Genomic DNA, 21,882 nt, shown 5'->3' with positions numbered 1-21,882 from the left:
CCTGGCGTGGTGTGGATCGCGTCCGGGCAGATCGAAACATTGGGGCGGTAAGCTGAATCCCTCACAAGGGAGGAAGCCATGCCGAACTGGTTTGGAGATGCGCTGGGTAGCGCAATTGGATTGGCGGCAATATTGCTGGGTGCGCTCTACAACGCTCGCCTCATGCGCCGCCGGGATGACAAGATCATGAATGACGAAGCAAAAGCCATTGCGGCTGCCATTGGTGCTGAGATGGGCGTGTATGCGGAAATGCTGGGCAGCTTGTATATGCAAGCGAGCGTCCCGCCGGACTCAGGAAAGAGCATGGCAATCGTGCGAGCATTGCGCGCCCCCGATCTGACGGTATGGCCAGCCATGGCCGGCAAGGTTGGTCTTCTTGGGCCTGATCTTGCCGGCAGGACGGTCAGGTCCTGGATGCTGCTTTCGATGCATGCGCGCATGCTTCAGGCCAGCGTCGATGACACCCTGGCGGGGGAGTGGGACGAGAAGCGAATCAGGGGTCGCGCCGATTTCCTGAAGATGGACTTCCCCAAGATCGCCGACACGGTTCAGGCGCTGACCGGCGCCAGGCCGGACCTGGACTACATCATCCCCTGATTCATCTGACATTCCGACCGACCGCCCATGAGGCGGTTTTTTTATGCCCAATACCTACACCCCCGCCGGACGCCGGAATCTTCTGGCCACGTCCGCCGATGAGCCGTTCCTGGTCCTGTTGGAGATCCAGCATCCAGAACTGGACGAGCCGGTGCGCGTGGTCAATGACACGGTCAACATCACGTCGCGCGGCAATGAGTACATCGCCTGTCCGTTTCTGATCACACTGCCTGATGACGTGGCCGAGCAGGTGCCCAAAGCCACGCTGTCGGTGGACAACGTCGGGCGCGAACTGACCCAGTGGCTGGAGTACAGCCGCGGCGGCAAAGGCGCGAAGGGCCGGATCATCCAGGTGTTGCGCTCCGATCCCGATGTCTACGAGTACGACATGACCCTGGACATGACCAGCATGTCTATCGACAACCAGCAAGTGTCATCCGAACTGGGATTCCAGAACACGCTGATGCTGCCTGCCGTGGCCGTGCGGTATGACCCAAAGACAAGCCCAGGCATGTGGGCCGTGATCGGCGCTTCTGTATTGCTTACTTTCATTGCTTCTGAGGTTTCAAGATGGCCCATAAGCCTGCTGATCTGACGGGGACAAAAAGGAGCCACTTCGTCGTCACTGGCTTCGCTGGAAAAGACCATAGAGGGATTCGCATGTGGTCTTGTTTATGTGATTGCGGCGCCGTGTTTCAGACGAGGGCAAATCGAATCTTGAGCGGGGAAAAGCAAAGCTGTGGGTGCGTGGGGCGAGCCAGGCAGAGCAAGCTTGTTTCTACGCATGGCATGAGCAAGACGCCGGAGTTCAGGGCATGGGAGTCGGCGAAGCGCAGATGCCGGAATAAGAACGACAAGGACTATCACAACTACGGCGGAAGAGGCATCGAGTTCAGCCGCGAGTGGGATTCTTTTGAAAGCTTCTTTCGGGATATGGGGCCACGGCCTGGGCCGGGATACTCCATAGACAGAATCGACGTGAACGGGAATTACGAGCCTGGAAACTGCCGATGGGCGACCATGAAGACACAGAGCAACAACCGCAGGGACAACATTCTGGTTCCGATTGACGGGAAAAGGGTGTCGCTGTTCGCCTATTTCGGCCAAGGCAGATATCAGGCGTACCAAAGAGCGAGTTATCGCATCAAGCAAGGATGGTCCGTTGCGGACGCGATATTCCAGCCGAGATTGAGGAATGGAGAGGGCTGGCGTGCGTCCGTGGCATGAAAAGTATATCGGCCAGCCCTACATCCCAGGCATTGCCGACTGCATGAACCTGGCCGAACAGATCGCAAACGAAGTGCTGGGCCTGCGCATCGACATCCCGACGATGCATGAAACGTCCCTGCGCGGGCAGGCGGAGCAGCTGGATCGACTGAAGGCGACGTATGCGGAACGCGTGGATGCGCCTATCGACGCTCAGCCCGTGCTTTTCGTGGCGCGCGGCAGGTTTTTTCATTGCGGCGTGAATGTTTTGACAGGTGGCGAGCACTGGGTTTTGCACGCCGATCAGTCATCCGGTTTTGTTGTGTGTCAGCGCCTGCGGGATCTGACGCGCTGGGCTTATAAATTCGAGGGATATTACAAGTGGCTGGCAACGAAATAATGCCGCTGGTCGTCCAGCCGCACCCGTTCACACCAGAAGGCCGCACGTTTACCGTTGCGGCCTTTTTGCAGGGCGAGACTCTGGGCGCGTATGTCGAGCGCAACGGCATCGTCCTGCCGCGCTCGGAGTTCCGCGTACAGCACAATGGCCGCGTGGTGCCGCATCATCTGTGGCAGCGGCTGATTCCGCGCACGGGCGACCAGATCGTGATCCACGCGATCGCGCAGGGCGGTGGCGGTGGCGGGAAGGTACTGCGTACTGTCGCCATGATCGCGCTGGTGGTGGCGTCGATCACAATCCCTGGATCCGGTATTGCGGGCCTGTATTCTGGATTCGGCCTGACAGGCACGGCTTTGTCATTGACATCAGCCGCCATCATGATCGGCGGTTCCCTGCTCATCAACGCACTGCTGCCGCCGTTGCAGCCGACCGCGGACGCCCTGGGCTCAGGCGCGAAATACGATTCCTCGCCCACATATTCGATCTCGGGCGGCCGCAATCAGCTACGCCTGTGGGAGCCCATGACGCTTATCTTCGGGCGACACAAGGTCGTCCCTGACCTGGGCGCCAAGTATTTCACGGAGTACGTCGGCGACACGCAGTACCTGAATCAGGTCTTCCATTTTGGCCTCCAGTCGGGCCAGTGTGTGCTGTCGGATTTAAAGATCGGCGCGACCTCGATCAATGACTACCAGGACGTTCAGATCCAGGTGTCCGGGGAAGACGGCAAGCTCTCGATGTTCCCGGGCAACGTCGATACCCTTGAGGGCTTCGTACTCGAATCGGGTGTTGTGAACGCGCGCACCACGCCGCTGGACACGACATCGATCTCCGTGGACCTGGCCGCGCAACTGTTCGACATCAACGATCAGGGCGCGATTGGCGGCATGTCCGTTGATGTGGCAGTCCAGTACCGCAAGGCGGGAGATACCGCCTGGATCGATGCCGGCTCAATTACGGACGCCGTCTACGCGACGCATTACTGGTCATTCCAGGAGCGGTTCACGCTGTACGGAGATAGCAATTCCTGGTACGAATATCAGCAAATCCAGTACGGATCAATGAACGCGGCTGACCATACTGATGGCGAAGAGGTGGTCATCGAGCCTGCATGGTGTTCGACAGGCGACTCGCCGATATGCAAGCCTGAGCGTGTGGGCGTCTGGCGCTGGGAGCCGCACCCGTACCGCCAGGGCCGCCCATGGCGTGGCATCGCGCCGGACCCGCTGCTGGGCTACGTCACGAGCCCGGGCGTGCGCATCTACGGCGCCCGCCAGGAGCCGACGCGCAAGACCATTTCCTGGGATGTCGAGAAGGGACAGTACGAGGTCCGCATCTGGAAAAGCACGGGCGATATAAAGGAAAGCCGCCGGAGCAACGAGACAGCAGTCTCCCAGGTTCTGTGCTTCCAGACTGACGACGCAGACTACACAGGCCAGTTGCGGGTCGCGCTGCGGATCAAGGCTACCAGCCAACTGAACGGGGCGATTGATGAATTCTCGGCTATTGCCGAGGCACAGGCGCCGGTGTGGAAAGGCGATCACTTCGACATCGAGCACACGCGCAATCCGGCGTGGTGGTATCTATGGTTTGCGATGGGCAAGACCATCGAGGGCAAGGGGCGCGTCTACGGTGCAGGACTGATCGAAGCACAGATCGACATCGAGGCAATCAAGGCATGGGGCGCATGGTGCGATACAAAGGGCCTCACGTTTGATTACGTGCTGGACCGAAAGATGTCCAGCGCTCAGGTATTGCAAATGATCGCCCGGGCGGGACGCGCGTCGCCTACGTGGCAGACCGGCAAGCTGGGCGTGGTGTGGGATGCGGCCGATCAGCCGGTGGTGGCGATGTTCGGGCCATTCAACATCAAAGCCGGTAGCTTCAAGGTAGCGTACATCAATGACGACACGCCAGATGAGATCGTCGTCAATTTCGCCAACGAAGAACGCGACTGGCAAATGGACGAGGTGCGAGTCGTGGTGCCCGGCGCCACGACCACGAACAATCCCCTTCAACTGGATCTGGACGGCTGCACGGTAGCTGAAATGGCAGGCCGCGAAGCCAATCTGATTGCGGCTTCTCAGGTCTGGCATCGCCGGCGCACGACGTGGGAGACGGACATCGAAGGATGGGTTGCCAGCCGTGGGGATGTGGTCCAGATCAGCCACGATCTGACTGTCTGGGGTTATTCCGGGCGTCTTGGGGCGCGTTCTGGCAATCAGATAACGCTCTCGCAATCCATCCCGACCGGCTCGGGCACGATGATGCTGCGTGACCCGGAAGGCAACATGAAGACCGTCGTGGTGACGGGGGCCATGGATGAAACCGACGTCGTCACGATCACCAGCGATATGACCGGGTTTCCTCTGCCCGGTGACGAGGGCTTCGAGGATGTGCCGGCGCTCGATTGGGCGTTTTTCTTCGATCCCCTGGCGACCCCGGGCCGGAGGTTCAAGATCGTGGACGTTCAGCCAACCCAGGACGGTGTGCGGTTTTCTGCGGTTGATGACGACCCCGAATACTACGCATCCGAGGTCAACCCGTATCAGTACATCCCGCCGCGTGATGGTGCGCTGCTGGCCGGAATTGTGTTCGGCATCACGGTCGTGGAGGGCATCGTCAACGTTCTGTCCGACATCAACAGTGTGCAGATCGGCTGGGCTCTTTCTGCGGCAATGCCTGTCGATGTTGTGATCGCGATCAATGGGGCCGCTCAGCCTGCAATGCGCGTTGTCGATCGGAAGATGACGATCCAGGCACAGACAGGCGATGTTCTGGACATCACGGTGACGCCGGTATCTGACGGCGGTCGCAGCAAGCCCGCGATGCGCAACTACACAGTCCAGGGACTGCGCGCTCCGCTGCCAGCCGTGACGGGATTGACAAGCGTGTTTCGGGATGGCCTGACCGTGCTGACCTGGGGCCGTGTTGTGGATGTCCGTCAGCCGGACTACGAAATCCGTGTCGGCGAATCGTGGACGAATTCGCGCACGGTGGCCGTCACCCCGGTACTCGAATCTCTGACAGTGGGCAATGGCCTGTACTGGGTCGCTGCGCGCTACGTCTACAAAGGGCAGGCGATCTATGGCGCACCTGACAGCCTGCTGGTGTCCGGTGCCGCGCTGGTGCGCAATGTCCTGCTGACTGAGGTCGAGGATCCGGAATGGGGCGGGGCGCTGACTGAGGGCGCCTATGTCTGGGATGGCCTGCTGACGCTGGCGGGCGCCGGCGACGTCCTTGCGGAGCCAGACATCTTGGCCGTGCGTGACGTGCTCTGGTACGGCGGCGCCCAGCCGCGTGGCGTGTATACGTCTGCACAGACTGTGGACATTGGGTTCATCGCCCCCGTCCGGCTGGATTTCCATATCGATGCCTACGCTCTGAATTTCGGCGAGGACATCCTTTCCATGGCCGATGTCCTGGCGAACCCAGACATTCTGAACGCCTCGAACGCGCAGCACTGGAAAGCCACGCCGCAGTACCGGGTTGCTGGCGACGACGGCATCTATGGGCCGTGGTTCAACTACACGCCATTGCTGGTCAATGCGCGGTATTTCCAGGTTCGGCTGGTGATCGAGGCTGATGATCCGCTGATCGTGCCCTTTGTTGAGCATTTCACCTGGACCGTGGATGTGCCGGATCTGATCCAGAAGGACGAGGGCATCACGGTGCCGTCGTCTGGCTTGCGGATCGAATACGAGAAGGTCTTCCACGCCGTCCCGAACGTGCAGATCGCGCTGTTCGACGCCGTGGACGGCGACCGCTACGTACTGACGAACTCTAGCGAGACCGGGTTCGACATCCAGATCCTCAACGTATCCACGCCCAAGGCGGCTGTCATCAACTGGCTTTCACAAGGCTTTTGAACGAAACCGCATCAACCACAGCCCGCTCGTAGCGGGCTTTTTGTTTTGGAGTCACGATGTCTCAAGACAATCCGCAAATCAGCACAACGCCGCCGCTTCCAGGGCTGCAATTCGTGCAAGACCTGAACAAGGCATTGCAGACCCTGGCCACCAATTTTTCCGGGGCGACTGACCCGGCTGCGACGGCATGGCCGTACTCGACCTGGGCCGACACCGGCACGGGAACGCTCAAGCGCCGCAATGCGGCAAACAGCGCATGGGCGATCGAGGGCCGGCTGTTGCGTTCGCATCTGCCCATATTTGCCTTGGCTGACGTGCCGGCACAGGACATCGGGCCGATTTACATCATTGACGAAGGTCCGGCTGAATGGGGCGGCAGTGAGTACGTTCCTTACCTGGTCCCGGCGTCGGAGACGGTTCCAGGGCTGATAACCATTGCAACCGCCGACATGGCCGAAGCGATGGTCAACGACACCGCTGCCCTGACCCCCGCGAAGCTGGCTGATGCTTTCACGGGGAATCAGTCCGCCCAGGTGTCTGGGTATCAGATTCTTCCTGGAGGGCTCATTCAGCAGTGGGGCACCTCGACATTGTCACCTGTGGGTGCCTTTAACTCCCAGTCCGTAGGCGGGGTTACTTGGTACACCCATTTTTATGTAATAACTTTGCCCATTGCTTATACAGCATCTCATTATTCTGTCGTAGCTACGATTGCGGGCAGGCCTTTTAACAGCCAGGGTCCGGAAATCCTAAGTCAGGTCAACACAAATAAAAATACAACTGGTTCCAGTGCAAGCCTGACAGAATTTACGCTTTCAATCACCACGCCAGGAACAGGATGGACGCCGTTTATCCATTGGATGAGCGTAGGGAAATAAGGCTTGGAGGATTATATGGTTACTCACTATTCAGCATCATCCAGAGGATTTTATTCCGTTGATCTGCATGGGAATAATATCCCTAAAGACGCAGTAGAAATTACTGAAGACACGTATGCGTCCTTGATGCAAGGGCAATCCGAAGGAAGGCAGATCGTACCCAATGATAAGGGGTATCCGGTTTTAGAGAATCCGCCTGCGCCGAAACTGACGCTGGCCGAGATCAAAGCTGTACAGCTTGCACAAGTCAACCACGATTTTGAACGACACGCTCAAGCGCTGACGGCGGGATATCCGGAGGCCGAGCGTCTGACCTGGCCGACTCAGCAGGCCGAGGCACTGGCCTGGGCTGCGGACAATGCCGTGGCAACGCCGTACCTCGATGGACTTGCGAAAGTGCGAGGGGTCAAGCCTGAGGCATTCCGCAAGCGCGCACTCGTGCAAGTACATGCGTTCCAGGCCGCGTCTCAAAAGCTGGTGGGCACTCGCCAGCGGCTGGCCGACCAAATCTCAGCCGCGAAAACCCTCACCGACGTGGAGAAAATCACATGGCCTATCTGACCTGGGCGACACTCGTGTTCGCCGCTGCCCTTGTGCTCGTTGAGTTCGCGGACTCACGCGGAGACGATCTGACAGATCGACCGATCAGCCACTACTTCAAAACCGGCACGAGCGTTGTACAGGCGACGATGTTTGCAGTCATGGCCGGGGCTCTTTGGGGTGCTGCATGGCAGTCTGGCAGTGTGTGGCTGTCGCTGTCCATGATATCCGTTGGCCTCGGCCTCGTCCTCGCAATGTCCACAGACACATGGCCGCAAGCTTTTTTTGGCGCTGACAGGGCCTTGCACTACACGGGAGCCGCGCTGTGCTTTGTCGCGGGACTCTCGATGATGCTTGCTGCCGGCACCTATACCTACGCCATCGCCTACGCGGCTGGAGCACTGCTGCTCTACGCCATTGATCGGGAGCATACGGCGGTCCAGGAAAAGGTCGGTGTGCTGATGCTCATCGTCTGGGTCTTCGGCTTCTCGGTCAACCTGCCCTGATTGGATACACGATGCAGATATTCCAGGACATGCCACCGAAGGCGTGGGCCGCGGTGATGGGCGGCGTAGGCGCGGTCATCGGCATGACGACGATCGTCAGCGGACTGACTGGCAAGCAGAAGACCGCAATGGTCGGTGCCGGTATCGCGCTGGCCGTGATATTTACGCCTATCGTCGTCGAGTGGGTAGACCTGCCAGAGTCGTGGTCAAACGGCGTGTCCGCGCTGATCGGAATCATGGGCTGGACGACCGTGGGAAAAATCCTGTTGTCCATCCAAAAGGCCGATGTGTGGGGTCTGTTCGCCGACATCGTGCGTGGTCGATTCGGCGGACGAGGAGGGCAATGACATGTGGGCAGCTATTTACCTTGCTTCTCAGATCGTGACTTTTGCCGTGTGCTGCTGGGCTTCAGTTTCGTCCAAGATCAACGGGGGGGCACTAGGGCGCGTCTGTGTCGTCGTGCTGCTCTTCTCAAGTCTTGGATGCATTGCCTGGGCGGTGTACTGGCCGGGGGAAGTGCAAAGGCCCGGCGTGCTCTTTTCGGTCGCGGTCGCGGGCATGTCTGTCAGATGCTGGTGGCGTAAGACCTACGGACCTCAAGTCCACCGACATATTCAGAGGATACGCAAATGCAATTGACTCCTCACTTCATTCTGGCCGAATTCACCCGATCCGACACGGCCCGCATGCTGGGTATCGACAACACGCCGACCCGCCACCACCTTGCCAATCTGCATGTCCTGGCCGCGAAGCTGGAGGAGGTGAGAGCGCTGTTCGGCTGTCCGCTCATCATCACATCCGGCTACCGGTCGCCGGCGCTCAACAAGGCCGTGGACGGATCAGCTACGTCGTCGCATTGCGAGGGTTTGGCTGCTGACTTTCATATCCCGGCGTTCGGCCCGGATCAAGCCGTGGCTCAAGCCATTGCAGATTCAGCGCTGGAGTTCGATCAGATCATTTTCGAACAGGCCCGGACGCACTGGGTCCACCTGGGCGTCGGGGACCGGATGCGCCGTGAGGTGCTGTCCTGGCGCTCGGGCCGGGGGTATCAGCGCGGCATTGTGAGGATTGCATGATCGCCATCATCCGGGCCGCGATCCGCGCCTACTGGCGCCCCCTGGTCGTTGCTGCCGGCCTGCTGGCCTGCGCTGCCGGCATCGGCTGGTATGGGCACAGCAAGTACGAGGCCGGACGTACTGATGAGCGCGCTGCCGCCGAAGTCGAGGCGGCCCGTCACTACGCCAAGCAAGCCGAATCCCTGAATGCCCAAGCCGCAGCGTTGCGGTCGAAAATTGAGGCCCTGGAAAATGCAAAGCCAAAAATCGTCACACAGTACAAAGACCGGATTGTGCGCGTCCCTCTGCCTGCTGATTGCGTCATTGACGATGGGCGGCTGCACGACATCCAGAATGCCGTACGCGCCGCCAACGCTGCCCGCTGACCTTGCTGCAGCCTGCCCAGCAATACCCGCGTTTGTGGGTGGCTGGGATGATCTGGCGCTGGCCTACATCGACCTGACGGCTGAATACGCCAAGTGCGCAGCGCGGCACCGGGAGACTGTGGGGGCCTATGAGGCGCTGCGGTGATCCAGTGCTACAGCACACACGCCTTTTTCAATACTGCGCGGGTGTATTCCAGGATTGTCATGCCCGCCTCAGCAGCCCGGACTTTCAGCATGCGATGTTCGCTTTCCGTCAGCCGTATCATTACAGGTGTGTCGGCGGGCGTATCTATCACCGAGTTTTGGCGGGACTGACCGGCCTCTGCCAGAGCGGCACTCACTTCCCCGGTCGTGGCGCTGCTGCGCCCGATCCTGAGCACATCGGCCTTCGCGTCGTAGCGCACGCGGTTCTGAGATCCTGGGCGCACCCGCACAGCCTTGCTGACGCGCCTGGATTCGAGGATTGCGCGCTGCTCGTCGCCGTTGAGGATCTTGTCGCCATCAAACACCATTCTGGCTTGGGATGCCGTGAGCGCATAAGCCGGGATAGAGGATTCTTCGAAGCGGCCGCTTTCATCCACCGTCAAAACCTTGACGGGCTCGCCTTTTGCCAGGGCGCGCTGACGATCTGGCGACAGGCCCGAAATACTGCGCAACACAGTAGGTTGGCCGGCGAATCGGATAACCGCCTCAGCGTCAAGTCGGCCGGCGGCGATCTGCGGTAAGTAGACGGCCAGCCCCGTGCGCAGGTCGGACAGATCTTCGCCGCGCCGCTCAAGCTCGGCCCAGACCGCCGCGAGGTAGGCTAAATGATGGGCGCTGAATGTCAGAGACCTGGCCAGTTCTTCGCGCAGTTGTTGATTGCTCGCGCTCCCGAGTTCCGCAACGGGCAAAAATTCCATGGGGGCCACGACGATACCGGTCATTGTTTTTTCCTCAATTCTTCGCTCAGGGCGAGTAGCTGATTCAGCGCGTGCTGGCGGCGGACTTCATAGTAGTACAGGACTTTTTCTTCTTGCGTGAGAGATGCGTACCAGGCCCTGTTTCTGGCTCGCTCGTCCTCTCGTCGTTCTGGAGTGAGATTGTGGAACCACGCGCGTTGCTTTGCGCGGTATCCCTCAAGCCGCGCAGGATCCCGTTCCAACTTTTCCCGGTAGCGGTCGCGGATTGCCTGCTGCCGTTGCGCCTCGGCGGCGGCGAATACTGGATCTTGGGCTGTGCGGATCTTGAGTTTCTCAATGTATGCAGCGCGCGTTTCCTGCCATTTCTGGGTGTCCTTTGCGCGTCTATAGCGGGCCTTTTCCCGAGCGGAGGCCCGTGCCTTGCGACATTCCTCTGAGCAAGTCTTCGGCGGATGTCCGTGGCCGCGCCGACCCCCTGGAATCGTCTTCCCGCACCACAGGCAATTGATTGGGGTGTGGGCGTCAGTGACCATGGATTTCCTCGCGCCGCATGCCGTTGTCGATGCGCGGGATCTTCGCCCAGGCCTTGTTCGCATCTAGACCGGCCGCCAGGGCCGCGCATGCCAGCGCCGTGCGCCGGTCAATTTCCACCGGTTTGTCGGTCTGAAAGCTGCGGCCGCGTTCCCATGCCTGCAGGGTCACCAGGGTCACGCCCAGGGCCTGGGCCGCGGCGCGCTGCGACAGGCTCATGAGCTTGCGCCAGGCCAGGAAGTCAGCGGGGCTCATGCGCGCACCAGATCGGCTTCACGGCCCAGCATGTCGATCAGGTAGGCCGTGCCCTGTTCGTCGCTGACTGCCACGCCACGGAAGCCCAGGATGCGGGCGGCGCGCGCGGTGAAGTGCTGGATGTCCCAGGACAGGTCGGCGGCGTCTTCCATGTCGATGCCGTCCAGGTCGTGGACTTGCTGCGATTCTTCGATCAGGGCCTCGGCCGTGGCTTCGTCGATGTCCATGCGGGCGGCCAGTTCAGCGACCAGCGGGACCAGCTTTTCGGCGTCGTCGTGGTAGAACAGTTGACCGGCTTCGATGATGTCATCATCGTCGATGTCCATGCTGTACACCAGGGCCTCGCCGGCGGTCATCGTGTAAACGTGGCCGGAGAAGAACAGGAAGCTGCCGAAGCGGCCGGCTTCGGTGATCTTGCTGATTTCGGTCGGGCTGGTGTGGAAGACTTGCATTGCTGTTCCCCTGATTGATGACTTAATTATAAAGTCAATCAGGATGGAAAGCAAGGTGGGTATTTACCCCATATCCCGCAGCGCAACCGCAACCCGCGCAAACGCAAAAAAGCCCGCGCTGAGGCGGGCTGATTTCGGTGCATGTCACCAATTCGGCTTTATGTCACCATTTGGGGATTTGGGCGATGTCTCAAAACCCGCATGTTTATTGGGGTGACCGATGGGGCTCGAACCCACGACAACCGGAATCACAATCCGGGACTCTACCAACTGAGCTACGGTCACCACTCAAAGAACGGGAATTCTAGCATGCTTGAAAGGCCTTTGCAGACGATCCTTTGGGGCCCTTGAACACGATTGCGTTTTAGGTCATGTTAATGGTTGTGAATTCGATTCCCATAAGGAATGCTCATGGCCCAGATCTTCGTCGTCCATCCCGAAAATCCGCAATCCAGGCTGCTCCAGCAGGCCGCCGCCCTGTTGGCCCGGGGAGGCCTGGTGGCCATTCCCACCGATTCCAGCTATGGGGTGGTGGCGCGCCTGGACGACAAGGATGCGGCCGAGCGCCTGCGCCGGCTGCGCGGCCTGGACGAACGCCATCATCTGACCCTGCTTTGCCGCGACCTGGCCGAAATCAGCCATTTCGCCAAGGTCGACAATCCCCAGTACCGGCTGCTGAAACTGGCCACGCCGGGCCCCTGGACCTTCATTCTCGAGGCGACCAAGGAGATCCCCCGGCGCGTTTCGCATCCTTCGCGCAAGACTATCGGCATCCGTGTGCCGGATCATCGGGTGGCGCTGGCCCTGATCGAGGCGGCCGGTTCGCCGCTGCTCTCGACCACCCTGATTCCCCGGGACGAGGAACTCCCCCTGAACGACGCCCGGGAGATCGTCAACCGCTATCAGCATGATCTGGCCGCCATCGTCGACGGCGGCTCATGCCCCTTCGAGCCCACCACCGTCGTCGATCTCACGGAAGACCCGCCCAAGGTCGCGCGGGTGGGACGCGGCGATCCGTCGATCCTGGGCCTGTCCTGACCGTCCGGATGGCGCGAGCGGTTATGCTTACGGGGTTTGCCGGCCGTCGCCCGGCGCTCTATTTGTTTGAGTTTTCGTGGACAATCTGATCCAGACCATTGCGGTCTACGCATTGCCGGTTCTGTTCGCCATCACCTTGCACGAGGCCGCGCACGGCTACGTGGCGCGCTATTTTGGCGATCATACGGCCGAGCAGGCCGGCCGCATCAGCCTGAATCCCTTGCGGCACATCGATCCCATGGGGACTCTGCTGGTACCGCTGGTCCTGCTGTTCGCCACCAAACTCATGGGCGGCGGACTGCTGTTCGGCTGGGCCAAGCCCGTGCCGGTCAACTGGGGTCGGTTGCGCCGGCCCAAGCGCGACATGCTGTGGGTGGCACTGGCCGGCCCGGCCTCCAATCTCCTCATGGCCATCGGCTGGGTGCTGTTCCTGCGGGTCATGCTGATGCTCGACCTGATCGACGGCCCGCGGGATTTCTGGCTGCTGATGGCCCATGCCGGGGTTCAGGTCAACCTGATCCTGATGGCGCTGAACCTGCTGCCGTTGCCGCCGCTCGATGGAGGGCGCATCGTGTTCAGCCTGTTGCCGCCACGTCTGGCCTGGCGCTATGGCCGCATCGAGCCCTACGGTCTGGTGATCCTGATCGTGCTGATGATGCTCGGCTGGCTTTGGCCCCTGATGGTGCCCCTCCTGAAGTTCGGGCAGTGGGTCGTGGGCGGATTTTTGTAGACCCCGGGTCCGAATCCGGTAAACTTGGCCTTTTGTTTCGCTCGGGAGCCCCCCGGGCGTTTTGCGGAGGCATTACTCATCATGGCCGGCTCGGATTCATCGACCCCAGTCTTTCAGGGCAGTATGGTTGCCCTGGTCACGCCCATGCATCCCGATGGGCAGTTGGACCTGGAGGCATTCCGAAAACTGATCGACTGGCACGTCGAGCAGGGTACCGACGCCCTGGTCGTGGTCGGCACGTCCGGCGAGTCCCCCACGGTCACCGTCCAGGAGCAGGCCGAGCTCATCGAGCTGGCCGTGCGCCATGCCGATGGCCGCATTCCCGTGATCGCGGGCACCGGCGGCAATTCCACGGCCGAGGCCGTCGAGCTGCAGCGCCATGCCTACGCCGCCGGCGCGGTCGCCGGCCTGACGGTCGTGCCCTACTACAACAAGCCCACCCAGGAAGGCCTCTACCAGCATTTCCGCGCCATCGCCGAATCCGGCGACCTGCCCAGCATTCTGTACAACGTGCCGGGCCGCTCCGTGGCGGACCTGTCCAATGAGACCATCCTGCGCCTGGCCGAGGTGCCCGGCATCATCGGCATCAAGGACGCAACCGGCAATATCGCCCGGGGCGCCCAGCTGATCGCGGCCGCGCCGGAAGACTTCCAGGTCATCAGTGGTGACGATCCCACGGCCGCCGCGTTGATCCTGCTGGGCGGTCGGGGCAATATTTCCGTCACCGCCAACGTCGCGCCGCGCCTGATGCACGAGTTGTGCGCCGCCGCGCTGCGGGGCGATGTGCTGGAGACCCGCCGTCTCAACAATCGACTGGCGACCTTGAACCGCGTCCTGTTCCTGGAGGCCAACCCCATCCCCGTCAAGTGGGCTGTCGCCGAAATGGGTCTGACCCAGTTGGGCTACCGGCTGCCTCTGACGCCTTTGTCCGATTCGTTTCGCACCGCTGTGCGCCAAGCTCTGATTGAAACAGGTTCCCTGTGATGATGAAACTCAAGCCGCTCTCCCGGACCAGCCTGGTGCTGGCGGGTCTGCTGTCCCTGACCGCCTGCTCGACCATCGGCGAGCTGACCGGCGAGACCGAATCCGTCGAATACAAGAGCACGGTCAAGGGCGATCCCCTGTCGATCCCGCCCGATCTGACCCAGGCCAACAGGAGTACGCACTATGTCGCGCCCGAAGGCGTGGCCAGCCTGAGCGACTACCAGGCTCGCCAGGGTATGCAGAGCGCCAATCCGGCCGACCGGGTCTTGCCCGACGCTCCCGGCATCGAGGTCAGGCGCGATGGCGCGTTGCGCTGGCTGGTGGTCAGCGAGGCCGCCGAGATGCTGTATCCGAAAATCATCGAGTTCTGGGGTCAGCAGGGCTTCACGCTCAATTCCCGGGACCCGCAGGCCGGCCTGATCCAGACCGACTGGGCGGAGAACCGCGCCAAGATTCCCGAGGGCTGGCTGCGCAGCGCCTTGGGCAGCGTGCTCGATCAGGTTTTCGACAGCGGCGAGCGTGACCGTTTCACGACGCGTCTCGAGCGCGCGAACGGCAAGACCGAGGTCTACATCAGCCACCAGCACATGGAAGAAACCCCCACGGGCGATGGCACGGCATTCAAATGGGTATTCGGCAAGGAAGACCCGGGCCTGAACGCCGCCATGCTGGCGCGCCTGATGGTCTATCTGGGCACCGATCAGCAACAGGCCGCCCGGCAGGTCAAGGCCGCCAATGCCGCGACCGGCACGGCGGTGGGCGCCCAACTGGCGTCGGACCAGACCTCGCTGGCCGTGAGCGAGCCTTTCGACCGGGCCTGGCGCCATGTGGGCGTGGCCATCGATTCGGCCCGTTTCACGGTCGAGGACCGCAACCGCGCCCAGGGTGATTACTACATTCGCTACCTGGATACCGATACGGGCGAAAAGATCGAACAGCAGACCGTATTCGGTCGGTTGTTCGGCACGCGCAACAGCGCCGAGCCGCTCAAACTGCGCATCCATCTGGCCGAGCAGGGCAGCGGCACCCGGGTCAGCGTGCTCGACGAGGCCGGGCAGACCCTGACCGACGACACCGCCCGCCGCATTCTGTCGGTGCTGGAAAACAACCTCAAGGAAAGTCAGTAGGGCGGGACCGGGTCAGGCGGGCCGTCCGGCCCGCGCATGCGGCCCGGTGCTCAGGCCGCCTGTGAGCGCGGGGCGGCATCGCTGGTGGACGGCGTCCGCAAGGTTTTGCCGAACCATGCCAGATCCATGCCCAGCGCGGCGACTTCGCCGACGATGACCAGGGCGGGCGACCGGATGGCGTGGCGATGTGCGGCTTTCACGACCGATCCCAGAGTGGCGTGCAGGGCGCGCTGTTCGGGGTGTGAGCCGTTTTCCACCAGAGCGCAGGGCAGATCCGGACTCAGGCCCTCGTTCAGCAGCCGGTCACAAAGCGCCGGCAGGCGCTCCACTCCCATATAGTGGACCCCCGTCCGGCCGTCGGCAGCGGACGCGCCGGCTCCGTCATTCGGGCCGGGATCCTGCGCCTGTCGATGCGCGGTGGCCAGGGTCAGGACCTGCGCGTGGTCGCGGTGCGTCAGCGGGATGCCGGCGTAGGCGCCGCAGGCCAGCGCGGCGGTGATGCCGGGCACGACCTCATAGGCAATGCCGTGCCGTTTCAGATGCTGCAATTCTTCACCGCCACGGCCGAAAACCATCGGATCACCGCCCTTGAGCCGCACCACGCAGCGCCCCTGGCGCGCGTGCGACACCATCAGGGCATGGATACGGGCCTGGGTGGATTCGTGCGGGCCGCCGGGCGCCTTGCCGACATCGATGACCTGTGCGTCGCGCCGCGCCAGCGCCAGGATCGCCGGGCTGACCAGGCGGTCGGCCAGGATGAGGTCGGCCTCGTTCAGGGCGCGCAGGCCGCGCAGAGTCAGCAGGCCCGGATCGCCGGGGCCGGCGCCGACCAGCAGCACCTTGCCTGCGGGCGCCGGCGTGGCGGTGGACAAGGCCTGGTCGAGCAGCGCCTCGGCCTCGCTGGCGCGGCCGCGCCGCAAGGCGCCCAGGACCGGGCCGTCCAGCAGCCAGTCGTAGAAATCCCGGCGCGATCGCAAGTGCGGCCGCGCCGCGCGGATGTGGGGCCGCTTGCGTCGGGCCAGACCGGCCAGGGCGCCCAGGGCCGGGTCGAGCAGCGATTCGATCCGTTCGCGCAGCCGCCGGGCGATCACGGGCGCCGCCCCGCCCGAGGAAATGGCGATGGTCAGGGGCGACCGGTCGACGATGGCCGGCACCTGCGCGCTGGACAGTTCCGGATCGTCCACGACATTGCAGAACAGGTGGCGGGCCGTGGCGGCGTCCGCCACGCACTGGTTCTGCGTCCGGTCGCTGGTGGCCGCGATCACCAGCCAGGCCTCGTCCAGCAGCGCCGGATCGAAGGCCCCCAGGTGCAAGCTGATGTCGCCGGCCTGGGCGCGCGCCAGCACCCGGGGATGCGCCGCCCGGGCGCTGACGGTGACCCGGGCGTCCGCAGCGCGCAGCAGCGTGATCTTGCGCTCGGCAACCGGTCCCGCTCCGACGACGACAACAGGACGGCCCTTCAGGTCGGCAAACAGCGGGAAATGGTTCATGCTGCACGGGCCTTGTGGTCGGAGAGTGGCGCATGCGGTCCGCGTGTGTCGGCCTGGATCACGCCGGCGCGCACCAGGAAATCGCCAAAGCCTTCTTCGGCCACGCGGTCGCGGGCGTACTGGCCGAACAGGGCATCCAGGCTGGACAGGATGTCGGCCTCGGTGATGTTCTCGCGATAGAGTACGTTCAGGCGTTCGCCGAGGAAGTCGGCCCCCAGGCGCAGGTCATAGCGTCCCAGGGCGCGGCCCACCAGGGCGATTTCACCCAGATAGGGGCGTGAACAGCCGTTCGGGCAGCCCGACAGGCGCAGCAGGATCGGCGCATCGCGCAGGCCATGCGCGTCCAGCAGGGCTTCCAGCCTGGGCAGCAGGACGGGAGCGTAGCGTTCGCTTTCGGCCATGGCCAGGCCGCAGGTGGGCAGGGCGACGCAGGCGATATGATGGCGGCGGATGCCGCTTTGCACCTTGTAGCCGTCGAGCCCGTAGTGCGCGACCAGGGCGTCGAGAGCGGCGCGGTCGCCTTCGTCCACGTTGGCGATCACCAGGTTCTGGTTGCAGGTCAGGCGGAACTCGCCTTTCAGGACCCGGGCAATCTCGCGCATGCCGGTCTGCAGGGGCAGACCCTCCTGATCCCACAGGCGGCCCGCGGCGATATACAGTCCGAGATGCCAGCGGCCATCCTCGCCGCGCGACCAGCCATAGCGGTCGCCGTTGCGTTCGAACCGGTAGGGCCGCGAAGGTTCCAGCGGCGTGCCGCTGCGCAGGCCGATCTGTTCGCGGAACCAGTCCGCCCCCAGGCGATCGATGGTGTATTTCAGGCGCGCATGCTGGCGTTTCGGGCGATCGCCGTGGTCGCGCTGCAGGGTGACCACGGCCTCGGCCACGGCGATCAGATTTTCCGGACGGGTGAAACCGACCAGCGTGCCCAGGCGCGGATAGGTGCCCGGATCGCCCGCAGTCGCTCCCATGCCGCCGCCCACGGCGACGTTGAAGCCCTGCAACTGACCGTTTTCGATGATGGCGACCAGGCCCAGGTCATTGGCAAAGACATCGCAGTCATTGGTCGGTGGAATGGCGATGCCGATCTTGAACTTGCGCGGCAGGTAGCCGGAGTCATTGCCGTAGATGGGTTCCTCGTCGGCGGACTCGCCGACCTGCTCGCCGCCCAGCCAGATTTCGGCGTAGGCGCGGGTGCGCGGCAGGAAATGGTCGGACAGGCGCTGGACCCAGATCTGCGCCAGCGCATGCTGGCTGGACAGATGCGGGTTGACCGAGCTGATCACCTGCCGGTTCACGTCGCCGCAGGCGGCGATCGTGGTGGCCCGGGCGTCGCGGATGCCCTGCATGAAGGCGCGCAGATCGCGTTTCAGGATGCCATGCCACTGGAACGTCTGACGCGTGGTGATGCGCAGTCCCCGCGTGGCGTATCGCTGCGCCAGTTCATCCAGCCCCAGCCATTGCTCCGGACTGATCACGCCGCCCGGCAGGCGCGCGCGCACCATGAAGGCATAGGCCGGTTCCAGTTTCTGCTTGCGCCGCTCGTCGCGGATGTCGCGGTCGTCCTGCATGTAGCTGCCATGAAATTTCAGCAGCTTGGTGTCGGCGTCGGGAATGGCGCCGGTCACCGGGTTTTCCAGTTCGCGGGCGATGGTGCCGCGCAGGAACCGGCTTGCGGTCTTGATGTCTTCCAGGGGGGAGAGGGGAGAAACGCTCATGATGGAATAAGATGTCCGGCAAAGAAGCTGATCGAGAGATAATTCGGCAGGCATGCGCGCGAGGACGGTGAAAGGCGCACTCGCATCAGTACACGTCGCGCGCGTAGCGGCCCTGCGCGGCCAGGTCGTCCAGCCACTGGCGGGCGCCTTCCTCGTCCAGGCCGCCCTGGTCGCGGGCGATCTCCAGCAGGGCGGCATGTACATCGCGGGCCATGCGCTCAGCGTTGCCACAGACGTAGAGGTGGGCCCCCGCCTGGATCCAGTCGTATATGTCCGCGCCTTGCGCCAGCAGTTTGTGCTGAACGTAGATCCGGTCGGCCTGATCGCGCGAGAATGCCAGATCGATGCGGTCCAGGTGACCGTCTTGCAGCGCCTGCTGCCATTCGGTCTGATACAGGAAATCGCTGGTGAAATGCGGGTTGCCGAAGAACAGCCAGTTGCGCCCCGGGGCCTGCGCATCGGCCCGGGCCTGGACGAAGGCGCGGAATGGCGCCACCCCCGTTCCCGCGCCGATCATGATGATGTCGCGCGAGGCGTCGGCCGGCAGACGAAAACGGGTGTTTTCCTCGATGAAGACCGGCACGGTATCGCCTTCGGCGCTTTCAGCCAGGAAATGCGAGGCCACGCCCCAGCGGGATTCGTCTTCACGTTCGAACAGGACGTGTCCCAGCGTCAGGTGAACCTCGTCTTCCACCGCTGCGGCGCATGAAGCGATCGAATACAGCCGCGGGGTCAGTGGGCGCAGCGCCGCCACCAGTGCCGGGCCAGTCCAGCGCGTCGGCCATTGGCGCAGCGCGTCGATCAGTTGATGGGTGTCCAGATAGGCGGCCAGCCGCTCGCGCGCGTCGGGCGCCAGCAGCGCAGTGAGCGCATCCTGTTGCGCGCGTTCCGCCAGCGCGGCCAGGAAGGGGCGGGTCAGCACGGTCAGTTCGCGGTAGCGGCCCAGCCATTCTCCCAGAGGGCGGCGCGTGTCCTGGTGCTCGACCGGTTCGGCGGCATTCAGTCCGCAGGCCTCCAGGATGCGGGCCACCAGGGTGTCGTCCTGAACCGGCCAGACGCCCAGCGCGTCACCGGGCTCGTAGCGCAGCCGGCTGCCCGCCAGGGACAGTTCCAGGTGGCGGATGTCCTTGTCGCTGTCACGGCCCGTGATGGCCTGATTCAACAGGACCTCTGCCTGGAACGGATGGTCGCGGGTGAATGTCCCGGCCTGAGGGTGCAGCGGCGTCACTGTGGCTTGTGGCGGGGCGGCGGTGGATTGCAAGGCTTCTCGCGCTTGTTCCAGTGCCCGCGTCTGCCAGGGCAGGGCGACTGTCTCGATGTCCAGGTCGGCCGTGCCCGCATCCTGCAGCCGTTGCGCGCCCAGCTCGGCCAGGCGGGCGTCGATCTTCTGCGAGATGCCGCAGAACGCGGGGTAGCTGGAATCTCCCAGGCCCAGCACAGCGTATTTCAGCCGGGGCAGTTTGGGGGCGCGTTTGCCCAGCAGAAACTCGACCCAGGCGATGGCGTCGTCGGGCGGATCGCCATCGCCCTGGGTGCTCATGACCACGTAGAGCAGTTGCTCGTCCTTCAGCTCCCGGGTCTTGTACTGATCGGCGCGCACCAGTCGCGTTTCCAGACCCTGGGCGCGCACTTGCTCGTGCAGCGCGGTGGCGACGCGCCTGGCGTTGCCGGTCTGGCTGCCGTACACGATGGTCAGCCGTTGCGCGGCATCGGCGACCGGAGCGACAGCGACCGACAGCGGGGGGACGGATTCCCGGACGGGCTGCCGCGCCTGGGCGATACCGGCAAAGTAGCCCGAGAGCCAGTGCAGGCCAGGGGATTCCAGCGTGCTCGCCAGTTCGGCGATCAGGGCGTGGTGGGCTTCGGGCAGGTAGTTCGGCGCGAGCATGGCGTGGATTTGTCAAAACAAAGGAAGCGTCCATTCTGGGACGCTTCCTTCATGCCGTGAACGAACCGATGCTTATGTTTTTATGCGGATATAAGCAAATGGCTTGATGAGGGGGGCAGGGCGATCGGTCGGGTTCAGGCTTCCCAGTGCAGCCAGCCCTCCTGCAGCCATTCGTCCAGCAGGGCCAGGGTCGCGGGGGACAGGCGGCGGACGTCCTCGGCGGCCAGCGCGCGCCGGTCGGCCAGCGTCTCCAGGCCGGGCTCGACCGCCTGCGATGCGATCTCGCCATTGATGAAGATCTGCGGACCGCTGTACATCAGCCGGGTGCAGCGATCCAGCACCAGCCGGCCCGCGTCGGGCACCCTGGCGCTGAGCGAAAGCGGCTCGTCGGCCGGATCGAACAGGGCGCTGTCGGGCAGGGATGTCAGCCATTGCCCCAGAAAGCGGGCCGCCACCGCCTGGTCCAGACGGATTCTGGACAGGGTGTCCAGCGTGGCTTGCACCAGCGAGTCGGGCAGCGCCGCCGGTGTGCGGGTGGCGGGCGTTCCGGCGTCGGTGTAGAGCGCGCCCAGGTCCGGACCGGACAGGCAGGGGTGCCCGTACAGTCCCGGGTCGCCGAGGTGCTGCGCCGAGACCTGGTCAGCGGCGGCTTCCAGCAGACCGCGGGCCAGGGTGGCCTGGCTGGGCACCCGGAAGCCGATGGACAGGGTCATGCAGTCGTTGCCGATGGCCACGCCGTCGTGGCAGACATGCGGCGGCAGATACAGCATGTCGCCTGGCTCCAGGATGTCGTCCGCATCCGGCTGGAAATCCGCCAGGATCTTCAGCGGCAGCCCCGGCAACAGGGCGCGGTCCGCCTGACGGCTGGTGCGCCAGCGGCGCCGGCCGTGGCCTTGCAGCAGGAACACGTCATAGCTGTCGAAGTGCGGGCCCACGCCGCCGCCGTCGGTGGCGATGCTGATCATCAGATCGTCGAGCCGGGCGTCGGAAATGAAGCGGAATTGCCGCATCAGCGCGGCCGTGGCGTCGTCGTGCAGATCCACGCTCTGCACCAGCAGCGTCCAGTTCGGTTGCGAGGCGGGTGGGAGCCGGCGGAACGGCCCGTGTTTCAGGGACCAGCCATGCTCGCCATGCACGATCAGGCGCGATTCGACCTCGTCGCGGCGGGCCAGTGTCTGCACCTCGTGGATCGTGACGGGCGGCTCAAAACCGGGGATCGCCTGCCGCACCAGCAAAGGTTTCTTTTGCCAGTAGTCACGCATGAATTCCTGGGGGCTCAGTCCGCCCAGGAGGGGTGTGGGCTGGTCGATGTCGGGGATCGTCATGGGCAGGG

General features: G+C 63.3%; 22 protein-coding genes and 1 tRNA gene. 14 read left to right on the top strand and 9 right to left on the bottom strand.

All coding sequences use genetic code 11. The features are described from left to right. Nucleotides 1-78: 78 nt before the first annotated feature. The 10 genes from ACK5JE_RS13360 to ACK5JE_RS13315 all read left to right on the top strand — a co-directional run bounded on the left by ACK5JE_RS13360 (nt 79) and on the right by ACK5JE_RS13315 (nt 9,437). On the top strand, nt 79-597 hold the full coding sequence (locus ACK5JE_RS13360) for a hypothetical protein (protein ID WP_416802185.1): 519 nt from the start codon (nt 79-81) through the stop codon (nt 595-597). Nucleotides 598-640: 43 nt separating this feature from the next. Then, nucleotides 641-1,192 carry a DUF1833 family protein gene (locus ACK5JE_RS13355; RefSeq protein ID WP_416802184.1) on the top strand — a complete coding sequence of 184 codons (552 nt, stop codon included), beginning with the start codon at nt 641-643 and terminating at the stop codon, nt 1,190-1,192. A gap of 615 nt (nt 1,193-1,807) precedes the next feature. Next, a complete protein-coding gene (locus ACK5JE_RS13350) occupies nt 1,808-2,203 on the top strand; it encodes a hypothetical protein (protein WP_416802183.1) in 396 nt (131 codons plus the stop codon). Further along, on the top strand, nt 2,185-6,072 hold the full coding sequence (locus ACK5JE_RS13345) for a host specificity protein J (RefSeq protein WP_416802182.1): 3,888 nt from the start codon (nt 2,185-2,187) through the stop codon (nt 6,070-6,072). Before ACK5JE_RS13350 ends, ACK5JE_RS13345 begins: the two co-directional genes overlap by 19 nt. Before the next feature lie 56 nt (nt 6,073-6,128). Continuing rightward, nucleotides 6,129-6,950, top strand: a complete 822-nt coding sequence (locus ACK5JE_RS13340; protein WP_416802181.1) for a hypothetical protein — start codon at nt 6,129-6,131, stop codon at nt 6,948-6,950. A gap of 15 nt (nt 6,951-6,965) precedes the next feature. Next, the gene (locus ACK5JE_RS13335; RefSeq protein ID WP_416802180.1) at nt 6,966-7,511 is read left to right on the top strand and encodes a hypothetical protein; all 546 of its coding nucleotides are present in this window, start codon (nt 6,966-6,968) and stop codon (nt 7,509-7,511) included. Further along, nucleotides 7,499-7,996: a hypothetical protein gene (locus ACK5JE_RS13330; RefSeq protein WP_416802179.1), complete on the top strand. Its 498-nt coding sequence runs from the start codon at nt 7,499-7,501 to the stop codon at nt 7,994-7,996. The genes ACK5JE_RS13335 and ACK5JE_RS13330 overlap by 13 nt, the downstream gene beginning before the upstream one ends. A gap of 11 nt (nt 7,997-8,007) precedes the next feature. Continuing rightward, nucleotides 8,008-8,343, top strand: coding sequence for a hypothetical protein (locus tag ACK5JE_RS13325; RefSeq protein WP_416802178.1), 336 nt, complete (start codon nt 8,008-8,010; stop codon nt 8,341-8,343). 282 nt (nt 8,344-8,625) lie between these two features. Continuing rightward, nucleotides 8,626-9,072, top strand: coding sequence for a D-Ala-D-Ala carboxypeptidase family metallohydrolase (locus ACK5JE_RS13320; protein WP_416802177.1), 447 nt, complete (start codon nt 8,626-8,628; stop codon nt 9,070-9,072). Then, nucleotides 9,069-9,437: a hypothetical protein gene (locus ACK5JE_RS13315; RefSeq protein WP_416802176.1), complete on the top strand. Its 369-nt coding sequence runs from the start codon at nt 9,069-9,071 to the stop codon at nt 9,435-9,437. Before ACK5JE_RS13320 ends, ACK5JE_RS13315 begins: the two co-directional genes overlap by 4 nt. A 152-nt stretch (nt 9,438-9,589) precedes the next feature. On the opposite strand, the gene ACK5JE_RS13310 is transcribed toward ACK5JE_RS13315, so the two are convergent. From ACK5JE_RS13310 to ACK5JE_RS13290, 5 genes are all read right to left on the bottom strand, one after another. Continuing rightward, nucleotides 9,590-10,363 (bottom strand): hypothetical protein, encoded by a 774-nt coding sequence (locus ACK5JE_RS13310; RefSeq protein WP_416802175.1) that lies wholly within the window; start codon nt 10,361-10,363, stop codon nt 9,590-9,592. Then, nucleotides 10,360-10,872, bottom strand: coding sequence for a hypothetical protein (locus ACK5JE_RS13305; protein ID WP_416802174.1), 513 nt, complete (start codon nt 10,870-10,872; stop codon nt 10,360-10,362). The genes ACK5JE_RS13310 and ACK5JE_RS13305 overlap by 4 nt, the downstream gene beginning before the upstream one ends. Then, nucleotides 10,862-11,125: a helix-turn-helix domain-containing protein gene (locus tag ACK5JE_RS13300; RefSeq protein ID WP_416802173.1), complete on the bottom strand. Its 264-nt coding sequence runs from the start codon at nt 11,123-11,125 to the stop codon at nt 10,862-10,864. Before ACK5JE_RS13300 ends, ACK5JE_RS13305 begins: the two co-directional genes overlap by 11 nt. Next, on the bottom strand, nt 11,122-11,577 hold the full coding sequence (locus ACK5JE_RS13295; protein WP_416802172.1) for a hypothetical protein: 456 nt from the start codon (nt 11,575-11,577) through the stop codon (nt 11,122-11,124). Before ACK5JE_RS13295 ends, ACK5JE_RS13300 begins: the two co-directional genes overlap by 4 nt. A gap of 209 nt (nt 11,578-11,786) precedes the next feature. Then, nucleotides 11,787-11,862: transfer RNA gene (locus ACK5JE_RS13290), tRNA-His, on the bottom strand. Nucleotides 11,863-11,988: 126 nt separating this feature from the next. Between ACK5JE_RS13290 and ACK5JE_RS13285 the strand changes: the two genes are divergently transcribed. The 4 genes from ACK5JE_RS13285 (at nt 11,989) to bamC (ending at nt 15,456) form a co-directional block, all read left to right on the top strand. Further along, the gene (locus tag ACK5JE_RS13285) at nt 11,989-12,615 is read left to right on the top strand and encodes an L-threonylcarbamoyladenylate synthase (protein WP_416802171.1); all 627 of its coding nucleotides are present in this window, start codon (nt 11,989-11,991) and stop codon (nt 12,613-12,615) included. A 76-nt stretch (nt 12,616-12,691) separates the two neighbouring features. Then, nucleotides 12,692-13,345: a site-2 protease family protein gene (locus tag ACK5JE_RS13280; protein WP_416802170.1), complete on the top strand. Its 654-nt coding sequence runs from the start codon at nt 12,692-12,694 to the stop codon at nt 13,343-13,345. 81 nt (nt 13,346-13,426) lie between these two features. After that, nucleotides 13,427-14,329, top strand: coding sequence for a 4-hydroxy-tetrahydrodipicolinate synthase (dapA, locus tag ACK5JE_RS13275; RefSeq protein WP_416802169.1), 903 nt, complete (start codon nt 13,427-13,429; stop codon nt 14,327-14,329). Nucleotides 14,330-14,331: 2 nt separating this feature from the next. Next, nucleotides 14,332-15,456 (top strand): outer membrane protein assembly factor BamC, encoded by a 1,125-nt coding sequence (bamC, locus tag ACK5JE_RS13270; protein ID WP_416802186.1) that lies wholly within the window; start codon nt 14,332-14,334, stop codon nt 15,454-15,456. A gap of 50 nt (nt 15,457-15,506) precedes the next feature. Here the strand turns inward: bamC and cysG are convergent, their stop codons facing one another. The 4 genes from cysG to ACK5JE_RS13250 all read right to left on the bottom strand — a co-directional run bounded on the left by cysG (nt 15,507) and on the right by ACK5JE_RS13250 (nt 21,874). Beyond that, complete coding sequence (gene cysG / locus ACK5JE_RS13265) at nt 15,507-16,946, bottom strand: siroheme synthase CysG (protein ID WP_416802168.1); 1,440 nt, start codon at nt 16,944-16,946, stop codon at nt 15,507-15,509. After that, entirely contained in the window at nt 16,943-18,661 is a 1,719-nt protein-coding gene (gene cysI / locus ACK5JE_RS13260) for an assimilatory sulfite reductase (NADPH) hemoprotein subunit (protein WP_416802167.1), read from the bottom strand. Before cysI ends, cysG begins: the two co-directional genes overlap by 4 nt. A gap of 85 nt (nt 18,662-18,746) precedes the next feature. Then, nucleotides 18,747-20,549, bottom strand: a complete 1,803-nt coding sequence (locus ACK5JE_RS13255) for an assimilatory sulfite reductase (NADPH) flavoprotein subunit (protein ID WP_416802166.1) — start codon at nt 20,547-20,549, stop codon at nt 18,747-18,749. A 134-nt stretch (nt 20,550-20,683) separates the two neighbouring features. Next, nucleotides 20,684-21,874: a JmjC domain-containing protein gene (locus ACK5JE_RS13250; protein WP_416802165.1), complete on the bottom strand. Its 1,191-nt coding sequence runs from the start codon at nt 21,872-21,874 to the stop codon at nt 20,684-20,686. Between the last annotated feature and the right edge of the window lie 8 nt (nt 21,875-21,882).

Source organism: Castellaniella sp. (assembly GCF_047971665.1).
In the GTDB taxonomy this organism is placed as follows: Bacteria; Pseudomonadota; Gammaproteobacteria; order Burkholderiales; family Burkholderiaceae_B; genus Castellaniella.
Note: the sequence above shows the minus strand (reverse complement) of the source record. Positions and strands in the feature narration are given on the sequence as shown.